Consider the following 15,128-nt stretch of genomic DNA (forward strand, 5'->3'; position numbering starts at 1 on the left):
CGAGGTCCGCCACGGCTTCCTCACCCAGCTCCAGAAGGGCCAGATCCGCAAGGGCGTCGTGTCCTCGATCGTCAACTTCGGTGCGTTCGTCGACCTCGGCGGCGTCGACGGTCTGGTCCACGTCTCGGAGCTGTCGTGGAAGCACATCGACCACCCCTCCGAGGTCGTCGCGGTCGGCGACGAGGTCACCGTCGAGGTCCTCGACGTCGACATGGACCGCGAGCGGGTCTCGCTGTCGCTCAAGGCGACGCAGGAGGACCCCTGGCAGCACTTCGCCCGCACCCACCAGATCGGCCAGATCGTGCCCGGCAAGGTCACCAAGCTGGTGCCGTTCGGTGCGTTCGTCCGCGTCGAGGAGGGCATCGAGGGCCTGGTGCACATCTCCGAGCTCGCCGAGCGTCACGTCGAGATCCCCGAGCAGGTCGTCCAGGTCAACGACGACGTGATGGTCAAGATCATCGACATCGACCTCGAGCGTCGCCGGATCTCGCTGTCGCTCAAGCAGGCCAACGAGACCGCGACCGCCTCCGACGTCGAGGACTTCGACCCCACCCTCTACGGCATGGCGGCGACCTACGACGAGCAGGGCAACTACGTCTACCCCGAGGGCTTCGACCCCGAGACGGGCGAGTGGCTCGAGGGCTTCGACGAGCAGCGCGCGATCTGGGAGGACCAGTACGCCAAGGCGCACGCCCGCTGGGAGGCCCACGTCAAGCAGCAGGCCGAGGCCGCCAAGGCCGAGGTCGAGGCCGGCGAGGCCACGTCGTACTCCAGCGGCGGTGGCGACACCGAGACCGCCGAGACCGGCGGCTCGCTGGCTTCCGACGAGGCGCTGCAGGCTCTTCGCGAGAAGCTCACCGGCGGCAACTGACCGCACATAGACGTTGACCCGCCCGAAACTTTCGGGCGGGTCAACGTCCATTTCGGGGTCAGGAGACGAGTCGGACGCGGTGGGCGCACCCAAGGTCGTCGCGGCGGCAGGTGCGGACGGTCGGGCCGGCGAACCGGTCGTGGCGGGCGTAGGTGGTGAGGGCGCCGAAGCCGGCGGCCAGGACGAGGAGGATCAGGATCGAGGTCATGGCAGGAATCATTCTCTCGTCGTGATCCTGCCACGAGTGGCAGGAAAGACATGGTTCGTTGATTTCCTGCCAGTCCTGCGTCAGGCTGTGCAGGTGCAGAAGGTCGCGGTGATCGTGCAGGACGGGGCGGAGCCCTTCGGGCTCGGCTCCCTGGTCGAGGTCTGGGGCGAGCCCGAGCATCCCGAGGACGAGACCCCGGTGTTCGACTTCCAGGTGTGCACGCCGCGGCCCGGCAGGGTCCGAGGTCGCTCCGACTACGACCTCCTCGTCGAGCGCGGGCTCGAGGCCACCGCCGACGCCGACCTGGTCTGCATCAGCCCCAAGCACGACCTGCTGCAGCAGGACCCGGCGGTCCTGGAGGCGGTGCGCGCGGCCTACGACCGCGGCGCGATCCTCTACGCCCACTGCTCCGGGGTCTTCGAGCTGGGCGCCGCGGGTCTGCTCGACGGCCGGGAGTGCACGACGCACTGGCGCTTCACCGACCGGTTGGCGCGGATGTACCCCACGGCCGACGTCCGCCCCGACGTCCTCTACTGCCATGACGGGACCGTGCTCACCGGTGCCGGGTCCGCGGCCGGCATCGACGCCTCGCTGCACCTGCTGCGCGAGCAGTTCGGCACCAAGGTCGCGGCCACCACCGCGCGCCGCATCGTCGTCCCGCCGCACCGCGACGGCGGACAGGCGCAGTTCATCGCGCGCGCCGTGCCCGACTGTGACGCCGAGACGCTCGGGCCGCTGCTCCAGTGGATCGTGGCCAACCTCGGGGAGGACCTCGGGGTCGAGACGCTCGCGCGCCGCAGCCACATGTCGCCGCGCACGTTCGCCCGCCGGTTCCGCGCCGAGACCGGCACCACGCCGCACTCGTGGGTCACCCGTCAGCGGGTGCAGGCGGCCGAGGAGCTGCTCGAGCGCACCGACCACTCGATCGACTGGATCGCCGACGAGGTCGGCTTCGGCAACGCCGCCACGCTGCGCCACCACTTCGCGCGGGTGCGTGGGCTGAGCCCGCAGCAGTACCGCCGCCGGTTCGCCGGCTAACGCTCCGCCAGCTGGTCGCGGAGCACCTTGCCCGTCAGCGTCCGGGGCAGCTCGCCGAGGAAGTGGTACTCCTTGGGCCGCTTGGGCGGCGCCAGCCGCTCGCGGGCGAACGCGTCCAGCTCGGCCGCGCTCGCCTGCCCGACCACGGCGGCACAGACCCGCTGGCCCCAGCGCTCGTCGGGCACGCCGTACACGGCGACGTCCTCGACCCCGGGGTGCTCGCGCAGGGCGTTCTCGACCTCGAGCGGGTAGACGTTGACCCCGCCGGTGATCAGCAGGTCCTCGCGGCGCCCGTCGAGGTAGAGGTAGCCGTCCTCGTCGAGACGGCCGAGGTCGCCGACCGTGAACGCACTCCGTCCGTCGGGGAGGGCTCGCCAGGCGGCCGCGGTCTTGTCGGGGTCGCCGAAGTACTCGAAGCATGCGTACGCCGGCACCGCGCACCAGATCGTGCCGTCGGGGTCGACCGACAGCTCGCGTCCGGGGCGAGCCCGGCCGACGGTCCCCGGGCGCTGGAGCCACTCCTCGCTGCGACAGGCGGTGAACTGCCCCTCGGTCGACCCGTAGAACTCCCAGGTCGAGCCGGGCGGGAACGCCTCGATCAGGCGCCGCTTGAGCGCCGGCGGGCACGGCGCGCCCGCGTGCGCGACCAGCCGGAACGACGAGAGGTCCGGCCAGGTGTGGGCGTCCCAGTGGGCGAAGAGTCGCTGCAGGTGCGCCGGCACGCAGAACATCGTGGTCGGGCGCTCGCGCCGGATCGCCTCGGTCACCAGCGCCGGGTCGAAGGTTCCGGGAGCGACCACGCGGCCCCCGGCGAGCACCGTGCCCATGGCGAAGCGCAGCGGCGCGGAGTGGTAGAGCGGGCTGAGCACCAGGTTGACGTCGGAGTCGACGAAGTCCCAGAGGTCGCGCTCCTCGGCGACCAGGGCGGTGGCGTCGGCGTCGCTGAGCAGCCCGGAGTAGACGCCCTTGGGTGTGCCGGTCGTCCCGCTGGTGACGTGCATCGGGCGAGCCCGGGGGAGGGCTCGGCGGAACCGGGCCGGCGTGTTCGCGACCATCGACGCGACCTGGTCCTCGCTGTCGACGACCAGGTGCGGTCGCAGGCCGGCGAGGATGCGCTCGCGCTCCCAGGCGGTCAGCCGCGGATCCAGGGGGATCGGGAACATCCCGGCCGCGAGCAGGGACATCACGAGGTCGAGGTAGCCGAGCGAGCCCGGCACCAGGAGCGCGACCCGGGAGCCTTCGCGCAGCTCGACGTGGTCCACGCCTCAACCCTACTGTCGCCGTACTGTCGCCAGGTCGCCGGGAACTCGTCGGGCTGTGCGGACATGACGGGGTGTGCAGCGAGATGGGACGACGGTGACGGAGCTCGGCGAGGAGGGGCTCGTCGACGGCCTGCGCCGCGACGACCCCGAGGCGCTGGCCGCGCTCTTCGATCGCTATGGCGACCGGATCTACAACCACTGCTTCCGGGCGACGGGGGACTGGGCGGAGGCCGAGGATGCGACCGCGACGGTGTTCCTCGAGGTCTGGCGCCACCGTCGTCGGGTGCAGGCGCACGACGGCTCCGCGCTGCCGTGGCTGTACGGCGTCGCCACGAACGTGTGTCGCAACCTCACCCGGAGCCGGCGCCGCGGGTGGCGCGCGCTGGCGGCGCTGCCCCGACCGGCCCCGGAGCCCGACCACGCCGACCGCGTCGCCGAGCGGGTGAGCACCGAGGCCCGGATGCGGGCGGTGCTGGCGGCGGTCGACGAGCTGCCGCCGCGCGAGCGCGAGGTGCTCGGCCTCGTGGCCTGGTCGGGGCTCAGCTACGAGCAGGCGGCTGCGGCGCTCGACGTACCCGTGGGGACCGTCCGGTCCCGCCTCTCCCGGGCGCGTGCCCGGCTCACCGACCTGACGACGCCCCGAGGAGATCGTGATGAGTGACCTGACGCCCCCGCCCGACGAGCCGATGGGCGACCAGAGCCGCGCCCGGATCCGCGCGGAGCTGCTGCGCACCGCGCACGAGGGTCGGGCGGAGTCCCGGACCCGTCGCCGGCTGGTGCCCGTGATCGCGGCGGCCGCGGTGCTCGTGGTCGCCGGGGTGACCGCCTGGGCCGTGCAGGCAGGGGAGGGCGGTGTCGACGGCGCGCCCGCAGGACCGCTCGCGTCGACCTGGTCGACCGATCCCACCCCGAGCCCGCCCGCGACCCGGGAGACCCCGTCGCCTCGGCCGCCCGACCAGCGGGCCGGGGCGGGCGACTGTCGCGCCGAGCTGGCGAACACCCTGTCGGGGGCCGAGCTCGCGGCCCGGGTCGACGACCACACGAGCTTCTGGGTCCGAGGGGACCGCTTCGTCCTGTGCGACGTGCGCGACCGGACGACGATCCACCGTGCGCTCCCGGTGACGCCGGCGGACTCGGTCGAGACCTTCCGGGTCAGCACGCGGTACGTGCCGGCGGGTCGGGGTGCGTTCGACGTGATCCGGGTCGCCGGCGGCGCCGTTCCCGAGGGTGCGATGGCGTACGACGTCGAGTACACGTTCCCCGACGGGACCGTGGTGCCCGCCGAGACCGTGACCGGCGCCGACGGCCGCACCTGGTGGCGGGTCGAGCACACGTCCTCGAGCGACGGCGGCAACGAGATGAGCGGGCCGCCGATCACCGTGCGCGTGTCGTTGTCCGGCGTGCAGCGGACCTACCGGCTCGACTGGGCGAGCGACACCTGCGCCCAGGCCAACCACGGCTGTTGATCAGCCCGAGAGACCCAGGTCGTCCGCGAGCTGGGTGACGACGTGGGCGAAGTGCGTGTCGTAGTCGAGGACGCCGCGGTACATGTGGCCGAAGAGCTCGAGCGAGATGTGCCCGAACAGCGAGGTCCAGGCCATCATCCAGCGCACCAGGCGGTCGTCGCCCATCTCCACGTCGAGGGCCGGGCGGATCCCGCCCAGTGCGGTGCGCTCCCTGGCGCCGACCGCGCGCGTCGGGGCGCCGAGGGCCCGCTCGGCGCGTTCGGACTCCTCGGCGATCCGCAGGAGCGTGCCGGGCACGCGCGCGGCCGAGGCGATCGTCGTGTCCGGCGCGGCGTAGCCGGGCACCGGTGATCCGTAGATGAGGGCGTACTCGTGCGGGTGCGCGCGGGCCCAGTCGTGGACGGCATGGCACACGGCAGCGAACCGCTTCGCCAGGTCACCGCGACGGCGTACGCCGGTGTCGGCGGCCTCGACCGCGGCACCGAGCTCGTCGTAGGCCTCCACGATCAACGCGGTCAGCAGGTGGTCGCGGCTCGGGAAGTAGCGGTAGACCGCCGAGGACACCATGCCGACGTCGCGGGCGATCGCCCGCAGCGACAGGGCTGCCGGCCCCACCTCGGCCAGGTGCCGACGCGCGGTCTCCTGGATGGCCTGGGTGGTCTCGAGGCGGTTCTCGGCACGGGACATGGGGACATCCTCGCACAAACGAGAGCGGTGCTCTTGTTTTCCTGATCGGCGTGTGCCAGGCTGAGCAAAACGAGAGCGGTGCTCTCGATTCTGACCTCAGGAGGAGACCATGTCCGATCTGCACGTCGTCGTCGGTGCCGGGCCCGTCGGCCGCGCCACCGCCGTCCAGCTGGCCTCGGAGGGCCACGAGGTGCTGCTCGTGAGCCGCTCGGGTCAGGGCCCGGCGATCGCGGGGGTACGCCGCGTCGCGGCCGACGCCTCGGACGCCGACCGGCTCGCCGAGCTCGCGGCCGGGGCGGTCGCGCTCTACAACTGCATCAACCCGCCGTCGTACACCGTGTGGACGACGTACTGGCCGCCGGTCGCCGCCGCGTTCCTCGAGGCCGCCGAGCGCACGGGGGCGACGCTGGTCACCGCGTCGTGCCTCTACCCCTACGGCCCGGTCGAGGGGCCGATGGTCGAGGGGATGCCGGACGCTGCGACCGGCACGAAGTCGCGCATCCGGGCGCGGATGTGGGCCGATGCCCTGGCCGCACACGAGGCGGGCCGGATCCGCGCAGCCGAGGTGCGTGGCTCCGACTACATGGGCCCGTGGGTCACCAACGCCCACATCCCGCAGGTCACGCCGCGTGCCCTGTCCGGCAAGAGCGTGCGGGTCTTCGGCAGCGCCGACCAGCCGCACGCGTTCACCGACGTGCGCGACATGGGCCGCGCGCTGGCCGCGGTCGCGCAGGCGCCGCACGCCTGGGGCCGGGTCTGGCACGCGCCGACCAACCCCGCGCGCACCCAGGCCGAGACGGTGACCGACGTGTGTCGAGCCGCGGGCCGCGAGCCCGTGACCGTGCGGACCTGGCCGAGGGCGCTGCTGAGCGTCGGCGGCCGGTTCGTCCCGCTGCTGCGGGAGATGCGGGAGACCGTCTACCAGTTCGAGCGTCCCTACGTGCTGGACTCCAGCGCGATCGCCCGCGAGCTCGGGCTCGAGCCGACGCCCTGGGACGAGGTGTGCCGGGCGACGGCCGCCGGTGCCGACGACGAGACGCCCCTCGCTGCGCCGTCGGCCCCGACGGTCTCGGGGACGCCCCTCTAGTAGCGGAACCGTCCGACCAGCTGCTGCATCGTCGCGGCCATCCGGGCCAGCTCCTCCGCGGCCTGGCTGGTGCTCTCGGCGGCCTGGGTGGTGTCGGTGGCCGACTGCGCCACCCCGGTGACGTTCGCCGCGATGTCGGTCGAGCCGCTGGCCGCCTCGGCCACGTTGCGGGCCATCTCGTTGGTGGTGGCGGTCTGCTCCTCGACGGCCGAGGCGATCGTGGTCTGGGCGTCGTTGATGCGCGCGATGATCGCGGAGATCTCGCTGATGGCCTCGACGGCGGCGCCGGTGTCGGTCTGGATCGTCTCGATGCGGCGGCTGATGTCCTCGGTGGCGCGGGCGGTCTCTTGAGCGAGCTCCTTGACCTCGTTGGCGACCACGGCGAAGCCCTTGCCGGCCTCGCCGGCGCGGGCGGCCTCGATGGTGGCGTTGAGGGCGAGGAGGTTGGTCTGCTCGGCGATGGAGTTGATGACCTTGATGACGTTGCCGACCTCGGTCGAGGAGTCGCCGAGCTTCGCGACCGTCGTGTTCGCCGACTCGGCGACCCGCACGGCGTCGGCGGCGATCGATGCGGCGCCCGTGGCGTTCTGGGCGATTTCGCGGATCGAGGCCGACATCTGCTCGGTGCCGGCGGCGACCGTCTGCACGTTGCGGGACACCTGGTCGGCGGCGCTGGACACGAGCCCGGCCTGGGTGGCGGACTCCTGGGCCGAGCCTGACATCTGGCTCGACACGCTCGAGAGCTCCTGCGACGCGGAGGCGAGCGCCTCGGCGTTGCCGGCGATGTCCGCCATCGCCTCGGCCAGTCGGGTGCTGGCGGTGTTGAGCGCGGCCGCCATCTGGCCGACCTCGTCACGGGAGTCCAGGTCGAGGTGCTGGGTCAGCTCGCCCTCGGCGAGGCTGCGCAGCGCGGTCGCGGTCTGGTCGATCGGGCGGGTGATCCGCCGCGCGACGAACAACGAGAGGCCCAACGTGAGCAGCAGCCCGATGCCCAGCTCGATGTAGACCATCGTGCGCGCGCTCGCGTACGTCGATTGTGCGTGCTCGACCGCGGTCGCGGCGTCGGCCGCGATGTCCTCCTCGAACGCGGTGAGCGTGTCGTTCAGCGCGGTCGCGATCGGCGCCACCTCCCGCTGCCGCAGTGCGTCGAGCGCCACCCAGCTGCGCTCCCGGGCCAGCGTGAGCACCTCGCCGCTGGCCAGCTCGACGTACGCCTTCCAGTTCGACTCGAACTCCGCGAACTGCGCCTCCTGGGCCTTCGTCAGCGACACGTGGTCGGCGAACTGTGCCAGCGCCTCGTCCATGGCCTCGACGTCGGCCAGGTAGGCGTCGTGCGCGGGCCCGTCCTCGGCCTGCAGCTCGTCGGCGAGGGCGTCCACCCGGGTCTGCAGGAACGCGCGACGCACGGAGTTGACGTAGCCGACCGGCTGGAGGCCCTCGGTCTCGATGGCGGCCGCCTCGTCGGCGATCTTGCCCATCTCGTTGATGGCCAGCTGGCCGATCGTGCCGGCCAGCACGATGCCGATCAGGGAGACCGCGAGCACCTTGGTCCGCAGCCGCCGGTCGTCGAACCAGTGGAGGAGGTGCAGACCGGATCGGGACCGCTGCGGGGGTGACGTCGTGGCTGACATGGGAACGAACTCCTCGGGGGTAGGAGCCGTCTGGCGACGGCGCTGCTCTTCGTCGCCCGAGAGCACGGTGGGCCTCTGCCGGCCAGGGGCCCGCTCCGTCACGCAGCCCATCGGCGGGCGATCGACCGGTCTGAGGGGAGATCGGACCCCGTCTAGGGCGCCTTCTGGGCCATTCGCAGGACGGCGACGGTCCGGGTCGGGGAGGCTGTCCGGATGTCTCCGGCCCGTGTGCTCGTCGCCTGCCTGCTCCGCTGCGTCGCGATCGTGGTGGTGATCGCGGCGTACGTCGCGGTCGTCAACCGCAGCGAGAGCACCGACGCGCTCGGGGCCGGGCTCCTCGCGTTCCTGATCCTGGTCGCGATGGCGCTCATCTGGGCCCTCGTCGACGGCGTCCGTCGGGGCCTCGTCGAGGCGCTCGCCACCTGGGTGCTCACCTCGGCGGTCACCGCTGTCGGCATCCCGGTCGCGCTGGCCCTCACCGACAGCTCCCGGGACGTGACGACGGAGGTCAGTGACGGCTTCGTGTTCTTCGTGGTGGTGCTGCTCGTCCCTGCTGTGCTCGGACTGGCCGTCGGCGGCCTCGTGCACCGGGTCCGTCGGCCGGCGGCGGCGCCCGTCGGCTGAGAGCCTGAGGCGGCGGAATGCCGCGGCCGCTCACGAACAAGGCTCGGTAGATCCGGCTGGCGTCTCGCAGCCGACACGCCGTCCTTCTCTGAGCCCGATGAGCACGTTTGTGCAGGTCAGGGCGTTGCGGCGCGTTGTCGGTGGGCGCGTCTAGCGTGGTGACCATGAAGGATCTCGGGCAGCACGGACGGGCGGGGAGCGCTGGTGGCGCTGTCGCCGCGCTGCCGTCGGCCGCCGAGATCCATGCGTTCGCGGCCCGGGTGTCGAGCGGCTCGGACGCCGGCCTGACGGACGCCGAGCGGATCGACTTCCTGCGCGCCGCCGAGCAGCTCAAGTGCGTGCTCGAGGGTGCCCAGGCCGACGTGAGCGTCGCCTTCGACGCCTCCCAGCGCGCCGAGCAGGCCCGCTCCGGCGTGCGCGCCGAGCGCCAGGGCCGCGGCGTGGCCGCCCAGGTCGCCCAGGTCGCCCTGGCGCGGCGCGTCTCCCACCACCGCGGCGTCCGACTGCTCCACCTGGCCAAGCGGCTCGAGGACCTGCCGGAGACCCGCTCCGCCCTGCGCACCGGACGCATCACCGAGTTCAAGGCCTCGATCATCGCCCGCGACACCGAGTGTCTGTCGCCGCGGTTGCGGGAGAAGGTCGACCTGGCGATCGCCGGCGACCCCGAGTGGCTCGAGTCCTTGGGGGAGCGGCAGCTCGATGCCGAGGTGCAGAAGCTCGCCTATCGCTGCGACCCGCGGGCCTTCGTCAACCGCTCGGCACAGGCGGTCTCCGATCGTCGGGTCACGTCCCGGCCGGCGCCCGACACGATGATGCGACTCGGAGCACTCCTGCCGGTCGTGCAAGGGGTCGCTGCCTACGCGGCTCTGAGCTCCTGGGCATCGACCCAGATCGCTGCCGGCGACCCGCGCAGCAAGGGCCAGCTGATGGCCGACCGCCTCGTCGAGCTCGTCACGGGCCAGGCGTCTGCCGACCAGGTCCCGGTCCGTGCCGACGTCATGCTGGCGGACACGACGCTGATCGGCATGGACGAGGAGCCCGGCTGGGTGGCGGGCTACGGTCCGGTCCCGGCTGAGATCGCGCGCCACCTGATCCGCCACGCGCACGAGCAGGGGTTGGCGGCACTGCGCCGCCTCTACGCGCACCCCGACACGGGGCGGCTGGCGGCCGCAGAGTCCCGCTCCACGCGCTTCCCAGACGGCCTCGCCGACCTGATCGGGCTCCGCGACCAGGGACGCTGCCGGAGCCCCTGGTGTGACGCCCCCATCGCTGACACCGACCACGCTCAACCTCTCGTCGAGGGCGGCGCGACCACGTTCCTCAACGGGCAGGGCTGTTGCGAGGCCTGCAACATCGCCAAGGAAGCCGTCGGCTGGCGGGCCAGACCTCGGCCCGGACCTGACGGGCACCCCGACCTCCACACCATCGAGACGACCACACCGACCGGGCACGTCCACACGAGCGTTGCGCCCCAGGTCCGGGTCGTCAGACGACCGCTGCCGTTGGAGATCTACCTGGGTGCCGAGTCCGTCGCCTGACCCGGCCCACCGAGCGGGTCCGGCAGGATGGCCCCATGCGAGTGGGACTCACCGGCGGCATCGCCTCGGGCAAGAGCACGGTGTCGGCGATCCTGACCGAGCTCGGGGCGGTCGTCATCGACGCGGACCGCCTCGCGCGCGAGGTGGTGGCGAAGGGCACGCCCGGCCTCCAGCAGGTCGTCGAGGCGTTCGGGCCGGAGATCCTCACCGAGGACGGCGAGATGGACCGGGCCGCCGTCGGCCGGATCGTGTTCGAGGACGAGCACCAGCGCAAGCGGCTGGAGAGCATCGTGCACCCGCTGGTCTTCGAGCGGTACGCCGCGCTCGAGGCCGCCGCACCGGAGGACGGCATCGTCGTGCACGACATCCCGCTGCTCGCCGAGTCGGGGCGGGCGGCCGATTTCGACGCGGTGATCGTCGTGGATGCGCCCCACGAGACCCAGGTCGAGCGGATGCTGCGCGACCGGGGGATGACCCGCGATGACGCCGAGGCTCGCATCGCAGCTCAAGCGACGCGCGAGCAACGCCGGGCGATCGCGACGTACGTCATCGAGAACACCGGGACGCACGAAGACCTCCGCCAGCGTGTGACGGAGGTCTTCGGGCAGCTTCAAGAACGTTGACCCGCCCGAAAGTTTCGGGCGGGTCAACGTGTCGTCAGGCGGCGAGGTCGGGGTCGCCGAGGCGGCGGAGCTTCTGGAGCGCCTCGCGCTCGAGCTGGCGCACCCGCTCGGCGGAGATGCCGTGCTTGGCGCCGATGTCGGCGAGCTTGTGCTGCCGGCCGTCGACCAGTCCGTAGCGGGACCGGATGATGTCGGCCGCGCGGTCGTCGAGCTTGCCGACGAGGCTGTTGAGGCGATCGCGGGACTCGACGTCGATGAAGTTGAGGTCCGGACCCGGCGCGGTCTCCTGCGCCATCAGGTCACCCAGCGAGGTGTCGCCGTCCTCGTCGACGGGGGAGTCGAGGCTGACGTGCTCACGACCCCAGGCCATCAGGTCGAGCACACGGTCGACGTCCATGCCGAGCTCGGCGGCGATCTCGCGCGGCTCGGGCTCGCGGCCCAGCTGACGCTCGAGGGTACGGCGCGCGCCGCCCACCTGGTTGAGCTCCTCGACCACGTGCACGGGCAGCCGCACGACGCGCGCCTGCTGGGCGATGCCGCGGGTGATCGCCTGACGCACCCACCAGGTGGCGTAGGTCGAGAACTTGTAGCCCTTGGTGTAGTCGAACTTCTCGACCGCACGGATCAGGCCGGTGTTGCCCTCCTGGATCAGGTCGAGCATCGGCATCTGGGCCCGGCCGTACTTGCGCGCGATCGAGACGACCAGGCGCAGGTTGGCGGTGATGAACGTGTCGACGGCCTTGCGGCCCTCCTCGGCGAGCCACTCGAGCTCCTCCTGGGACGCCGTCATCGGGGCGCCGCCCTTCTTGCGGCCCACCCGGCCCTCGGCGAGCAGGTGCTCGGCCATCAGCCCGGCCTCGATGGCCTTGGAGAGCTCGACCTCGCTGGCAGCGTCGAGCAGCGGGTTGCGGGCGATCTCGTCGAGGTACAGGCCGACGCTGTCGCGGCCCTCGATCTCGCGAGTGCCGGCGGATACAGCCGTACGTGCTGCCATGGGTCGCCCTCCAATCTCACGTGAACGGCGCCACTGCGCCTCCACACGTCGCTTACAACGTCCACGGTGACCAGCAGATTCCCTGGTCAAACGTTGAACTTCTCAATCGGGATGACGTGTGAGCGGCTCGGGGAGTTGCGTTCGGGCAGTACTCTCAGGGACTTCTCAGGGGAAGCCCCGGAGAAACGGCCCCCGACGCTCACACGGAGCGGTCGGCCAGACCCATCCGGTCGAGGATCCAGGCCAGCGCGAACGCCCGGTCGTGCCAGGCCTTGTAGCGCCCCGAGACCCCGCCGTGACCGGCCGCCATCTCGGTGCGCAGCAGGAAGTCGCGGCGCCCGACAGCGGTGGCGCGCAGCCGCGCGACCCACTTGGCCGGCTCGACGTACAGCACCCGGGTGTCGTTGAGCGAGGTCTCGGCGAGGATCGGCGGGTAGTCGATGGCCGCGACGTTGTCGTACGGCGCGTACGACGCCATGTACTGGTAGACCGCCGGGTCGTCCTCCGGGTTGCCCCACTCGTCGTACTCCGGGACCGTGAGCGGCAGGCTGGCGTCGAGCATCGTGGTGAGCGCGTCGACGAACGGCACCTGCGCCACGACGCCGCCGAACAGCTCGGGCGCCTGGTTGGCCACCGCGCCCATCAGCAGGCCGCCGGCGCTGCCGCCCTCGGCGATGAGCCGGTCGGGGGTCGTCCACCCGGTGTCGATGAGGTGCCGCGCGCAGGCGACGAAGTCGGAGAACGTGTTCTGCTTGCGCATCAGCTTGCCGTCGTCGTACCACCGGCGACCCATCTCGCCGCCACCGCGCACGTGCGCGATCGCGAAGGCCGCGCCGCGGTCGAGCAGCGAGAGCCGCGCGATCGAGAAGTAGGGGTCGATCGAGGTCTCGTAGGCGCCGTAGCCGTAGAGCAGCACCGGGACGGGTCCGGTGCCGCCGCCCACGTCTTCACGGGAGCCGCGCTTGGCCACGATCGAGATCGGCACCCGCTCGCCGTCCTCAGCTGTCGCCCACAGCCGGTGCTCCTCGTAGTCGGCCGGGTCGTAGCCGCCGAGCACCGGGGCCCGCCGCAGCAGCGTGAGCTCGCGGGTGCGCACGTCGTAGTCGTAGACCGAGGAGGGCACCGCCATCGAGGTGTAGCCGAGCCGGACCACCGGCTGGGCGAAGCCGGGGTTGCTCGCGCTCCCGACGGTGTAGATCTCCTGGTCGAACTCCACGAGGTAGTCGTCGGACACGCCCTCCCCGCCCTCTCCCGGGGACGCGAGCTCGAGGATGCGCAGCTGGGTCAGGCCCTCGCTGCGCTGGTGGACGACGAGATGGCCGGCGAAGGCGTCGACGTCCTCGAGGCGTACGGCGGGGTCGTGGGCGATCAGCGGCCGCCACTGCTCCGCGGGCGTCGGTGCGATCGGCGCGGTGCCCAGCTCGAAGTCGGGCCCGGTGGCGTTGTGCAGGACGAGGAACACGTCCTCGCCGCCGATGACCGCGTGCTCGATGGAGTACTCCAGGCCCTCGCGGCGATCGGCGAAGACCCGCCAGCCGGCGTCGGGGTCGTCGGCGTCGAGGTAGCGGTACTCCGAGGTCGACTTGGAGCCCGACGCGATCACGATGAACCGGTCGGTGCGGGTGCGGCCCACCCCGACCCAGAACCGGCCGTCCTGCTCGTGGTGGACGAGCTCGTCCTCGGCCTGGGAGCTGCCGAGCCGGTGCCGCCAGATCTTGTCCGCGCGCCAGCTCTCGTCGACGGTCGTGTAGTAGAAGCTCTCGCCTGCGCGGTCCCAGGTCGCGCCGCCGAGGACGCCGGTGATCTCGTCGGGCAGCAGCTCCCCGGTGTCGAGGGCCTTCACGCGGATCGTGAAGCGCTCGTCGCCCACGACGTCGGTGGAGTAGGCCAGCAGGGTGCCGTCGGGGCTCACCGACGAGCCCCCGAGGGAGAAGAACTCGTGGCCGTCGGCCAGCGCGTCGAGGTCGAGCAGCACCTGCTCGCCCGGCAGGGCCGGCTCGTCGGGACGCGCCGCCTCGGCGGGCTTCGGCGGGGTCCAGTCGTCGGGGTCGGCGACCGGGACGCGACAGCTCGCGCCGTACTCCTTGCCCTCGAAGGAGCGGCCGTAGTACCAGAAGCCGCGGTTGCGGGTCGGCACAGAGAGGTCCGTCTCGAGCGTGCGGGCCTTGATCTCCTCGAAGATCGACTGGCGCAGGTCGGCCAGGTGCGCCGTGCGCTCCTGGGTGTAGGCGTTCTCGGCCTCGAGGTAGGCGAGGACCTCGGGGGCCTCCTTGTCGCGCAGCCACTCGTAGTCGTCGACGCGCGCGTGACCGTGGTGCTCGGCGGTCGTGGGACGACGGTCGGCGATCGGGGGAGTGGGAACGGCGGAGGACGACATGGCCGCGACGATAGCGTCGGACCATGGCGCCTCCCCGCATCGACCTCAACGCCGACCTCGGCGAGGAGATCACCGACGACGAGGCACTGCTGGCGGTGGTGACCAGTGCCAACGTGGCCTGCGGCTACCACGCCGGCAGCCGGTCGGTGATGCAGCTGGTCTGCGCGGAGGCCGCCCGGCGCGGTGTCGTGCTCGGCGCGCAGGTCTCCTACGACGATCGCGACAACTTCGGGCGGGTGGAGCGAGACGTCCCCTACGCCGAGCTGCGCGAGCACGTGGCCGACCAGGTGGGGACACTCACCGACATCGCGGTGGCGGAGGGCGCAGCGGTGCGCTACGTGAAGCCGCACGGCGCGCTCTACCACCGGGTGCTCGACGACGAGGAGCAGGCGCGCGCGGTCCTGGACGGCTCGGGTGCCCTGCCGGTGCTCGGCATGCCGGGGGAGCTGCTCCGGCTGGCGGCGGACGCCGGCCGGGCGGTGTTCCACGAGGGCTTCCCCGACCGCGGCTACGGCGAGGACGGTCGGCTGCTGCCTCGCTCGGAGCCCGGCGCGCTGGTGGCGACCGCCGAGGCCGTGGTGGACCAGGCGCTGGCACTGGCGCGCCGGGTCGACTCGATCTGCCTCCACGGCGACTCGCCCGGCGCGGTCGACCACGCGGTCGCCGTACGGGGGGCGCTGGAGGCGGCCGGCTTCGAGCTCGGCGCCTTCGCCTCGTAGCCC

The 15,128-nt window shown here is 72.3% G+C and carries 15 protein-coding genes; 9 read left to right on the forward strand and 6 right to left on the reverse strand.

Annotated features, from left to right (window positions below; all coding sequences use genetic code 11):
• Positions 1-871 (forward strand): S1 RNA-binding domain-containing protein (locus Q0L15_RS14120; RefSeq protein ID WP_296605088.1); only part of this gene is annotated, 871 nt, incomplete at its 5' end.
• A 58-nt stretch (positions 872-929) separates the two neighbouring features.
• Here Q0L15_RS14120 and Q0L15_RS14125 read toward each other — a convergent pair.
• Positions 930-1,079, reverse strand: coding sequence for a hypothetical protein (locus Q0L15_RS14125; protein WP_296605089.1), 150 nt, complete (start codon positions 1,077-1,079; stop codon positions 930-932).
• 93 nt (positions 1,080-1,172) lie between these two features.
• On the opposite strand from Q0L15_RS14125, the gene Q0L15_RS14130 reads away from it, so the two are divergent.
• A complete protein-coding gene (locus tag Q0L15_RS14130; protein ID WP_296605090.1) occupies positions 1,173-2,117 on the forward strand; it encodes a helix-turn-helix domain-containing protein in 945 nt (314 codons plus the stop codon).
• Here the strand turns inward: Q0L15_RS14130 and Q0L15_RS14135 are convergent.
• Positions 2,114-3,379: an AMP-binding protein gene (locus tag Q0L15_RS14135; RefSeq protein ID WP_296605091.1), complete on the reverse strand. Its 1,266-nt coding sequence runs from the start codon at positions 3,377-3,379 to the stop codon at positions 2,114-2,116. The genes Q0L15_RS14130 and Q0L15_RS14135 overlap by 4 nt on opposite strands.
• 94 nt (positions 3,380-3,473) lie before the next feature.
• Between Q0L15_RS14135 and Q0L15_RS14140 the strand changes: the two genes are divergently transcribed.
• Both Q0L15_RS14140 and Q0L15_RS14145 read left to right on the forward strand, forming a co-directional pair.
• Positions 3,474-4,040: an RNA polymerase sigma factor gene (locus Q0L15_RS14140; protein WP_296605092.1), complete on the forward strand. Its 567-nt coding sequence runs from the start codon at positions 3,474-3,476 to the stop codon at positions 4,038-4,040.
• Positions 4,033-4,845: a hypothetical protein gene (locus tag Q0L15_RS14145; protein ID WP_296605093.1), complete on the forward strand. Its 813-nt coding sequence runs from the start codon at positions 4,033-4,035 to the stop codon at positions 4,843-4,845. Before Q0L15_RS14140 ends, Q0L15_RS14145 begins: the two co-directional genes overlap by 8 nt.
• Here the strand turns inward: Q0L15_RS14145 and Q0L15_RS14150 are convergent, their stop codons facing one another.
• Entirely contained in the window at positions 4,846-5,532 is a 687-nt protein-coding gene (locus Q0L15_RS14150) for a TetR/AcrR family transcriptional regulator (RefSeq protein WP_296605094.1), read from the reverse strand. It lies immediately after the preceding gene.
• A 109-nt stretch (positions 5,533-5,641) separates the two neighbouring features.
• Between Q0L15_RS14150 and Q0L15_RS14155 the strand changes: the two genes are divergently transcribed.
• Entirely contained in the window at positions 5,642-6,619 is a 978-nt protein-coding gene (locus Q0L15_RS14155; protein WP_296605095.1) for an NAD-dependent epimerase/dehydratase family protein, read from the forward strand.
• Here Q0L15_RS14155 and Q0L15_RS14160 read toward each other — a convergent pair.
• A complete protein-coding gene (locus tag Q0L15_RS14160; protein WP_296605096.1) occupies positions 6,616-8,250 on the reverse strand; it encodes a methyl-accepting chemotaxis protein in 1,635 nt (544 codons plus the stop codon). The two genes, Q0L15_RS14155 and Q0L15_RS14160, sit on opposite strands and share 4 nt — an antisense overlap.
• Positions 8,251-8,463: 213 nt before the next feature.
• Here Q0L15_RS14160 and Q0L15_RS14165 point away from each other — a divergent pair, with 213 nt between their 5' ends.
• From Q0L15_RS14165 to coaE, 3 genes are all read left to right on the forward strand, one after another.
• Positions 8,464-8,874, forward strand: coding sequence for a hypothetical protein (locus tag Q0L15_RS14165; protein ID WP_296605097.1), 411 nt, complete (start codon positions 8,464-8,466; stop codon positions 8,872-8,874).
• A gap of 164 nt (positions 8,875-9,038) precedes the next feature.
• Positions 9,039-10,412: an HNH endonuclease gene (locus Q0L15_RS14170; protein WP_296605098.1), complete on the forward strand. Its 1,374-nt coding sequence runs from the start codon at positions 9,039-9,041 to the stop codon at positions 10,410-10,412.
• A gap of 35 nt (positions 10,413-10,447) precedes the next feature.
• Positions 10,448-11,035, forward strand: coding sequence for a dephospho-CoA kinase (gene coaE / locus Q0L15_RS14175; RefSeq protein WP_296605099.1), 588 nt, complete (start codon positions 10,448-10,450; stop codon positions 11,033-11,035).
• 34 nt (positions 11,036-11,069) lie between these two features.
• On the opposite strand, the gene Q0L15_RS14180 is transcribed toward coaE, so the two are convergent.
• Entirely contained in the window at positions 11,070-12,029 is a 960-nt protein-coding gene (locus Q0L15_RS14180; RefSeq protein ID WP_296605100.1) for a sigma-70 family RNA polymerase sigma factor, read from the reverse strand.
• A gap of 199 nt (positions 12,030-12,228) precedes the next feature.
• The gene (locus Q0L15_RS14185) at positions 12,229-14,406 is read right to left on the reverse strand and encodes a S9 family peptidase (protein ID WP_296605101.1); all 2,178 of its coding nucleotides are present in this window, start codon (positions 14,404-14,406) and stop codon (positions 12,229-12,231) included.
• A 23-nt stretch (positions 14,407-14,429) separates the two neighbouring features.
• Here Q0L15_RS14185 and Q0L15_RS14190 point away from each other — a divergent pair, with 23 nt between their 5' ends.
• Positions 14,430-15,125, forward strand: a complete 696-nt coding sequence (locus tag Q0L15_RS14190) for a 5-oxoprolinase subunit PxpA (RefSeq protein ID WP_296605102.1) — start codon at positions 14,430-14,432, stop codon at positions 15,123-15,125.
• The last annotated feature ends 3 nt before the right edge of the window (positions 15,126-15,128 follow it).

This window comes from Nocardioides sp., assembly GCF_024509035.1.
GTDB lineage: Bacteria > Actinomycetota > Actinomycetes > Propionibacteriales > Nocardioidaceae > Nocardioides.

Coding starts and splice junctions, on each gene's coding strand:
- Q0L15_RS14160 (WP_296605096.1), bottom strand. CDS start 8,250: ATGTCAGCCACGACGTCACCCCCGCAGCGGTCCCGATCCGGTCTGCAC.
- Q0L15_RS14150 (WP_296605094.1), bottom strand. CDS start 5,532: ATGTCCCGTGCCGAGAACCGCCTCGAGACCACCCAGGCCATCCAGGAG.
- Q0L15_RS14125 (WP_296605089.1), bottom strand. CDS start 1,079: ATGACCTCGATCCTGATCCTCCTCGTCCTGGCCGCCGGCTTCGGCGCC.
- Q0L15_RS14145 (WP_296605093.1), top strand. CDS start 4,033: ATGAGTGACCTGACGCCCCCGCCCGACGAGCCGATGGGCGACCAGAGC.
- Q0L15_RS14180 (WP_296605100.1), bottom strand. CDS start 12,029: ATGGCAGCACGTACGGCTGTATCCGCCGGCACTCGCGAGATCGAGGGC.
- Q0L15_RS14185 (WP_296605101.1), bottom strand. CDS start 14,406: ATGTCGTCCTCCGCCGTTCCCACTCCCCCGATCGCCGACCGTCGTCCC.
- Q0L15_RS14190 (WP_296605102.1), top strand. CDS start 14,430: ATGGCGCCTCCCCGCATCGACCTCAACGCCGACCTCGGCGAGGAGATC.
- Q0L15_RS14170 (WP_296605098.1), top strand. CDS start 9,039: ATGAAGGATCTCGGGCAGCACGGACGGGCGGGGAGCGCTGGTGGCGCT.
- Q0L15_RS14155 (WP_296605095.1), top strand. CDS start 5,642: ATGTCCGATCTGCACGTCGTCGTCGGTGCCGGGCCCGTCGGCCGCGCC.
- coaE (WP_296605099.1), top strand. CDS start 10,448: ATGCGAGTGGGACTCACCGGCGGCATCGCCTCGGGCAAGAGCACGGTG.
- Q0L15_RS14165 (WP_296605097.1), top strand. CDS start 8,464: ATGTCTCCGGCCCGTGTGCTCGTCGCCTGCCTGCTCCGCTGCGTCGCG.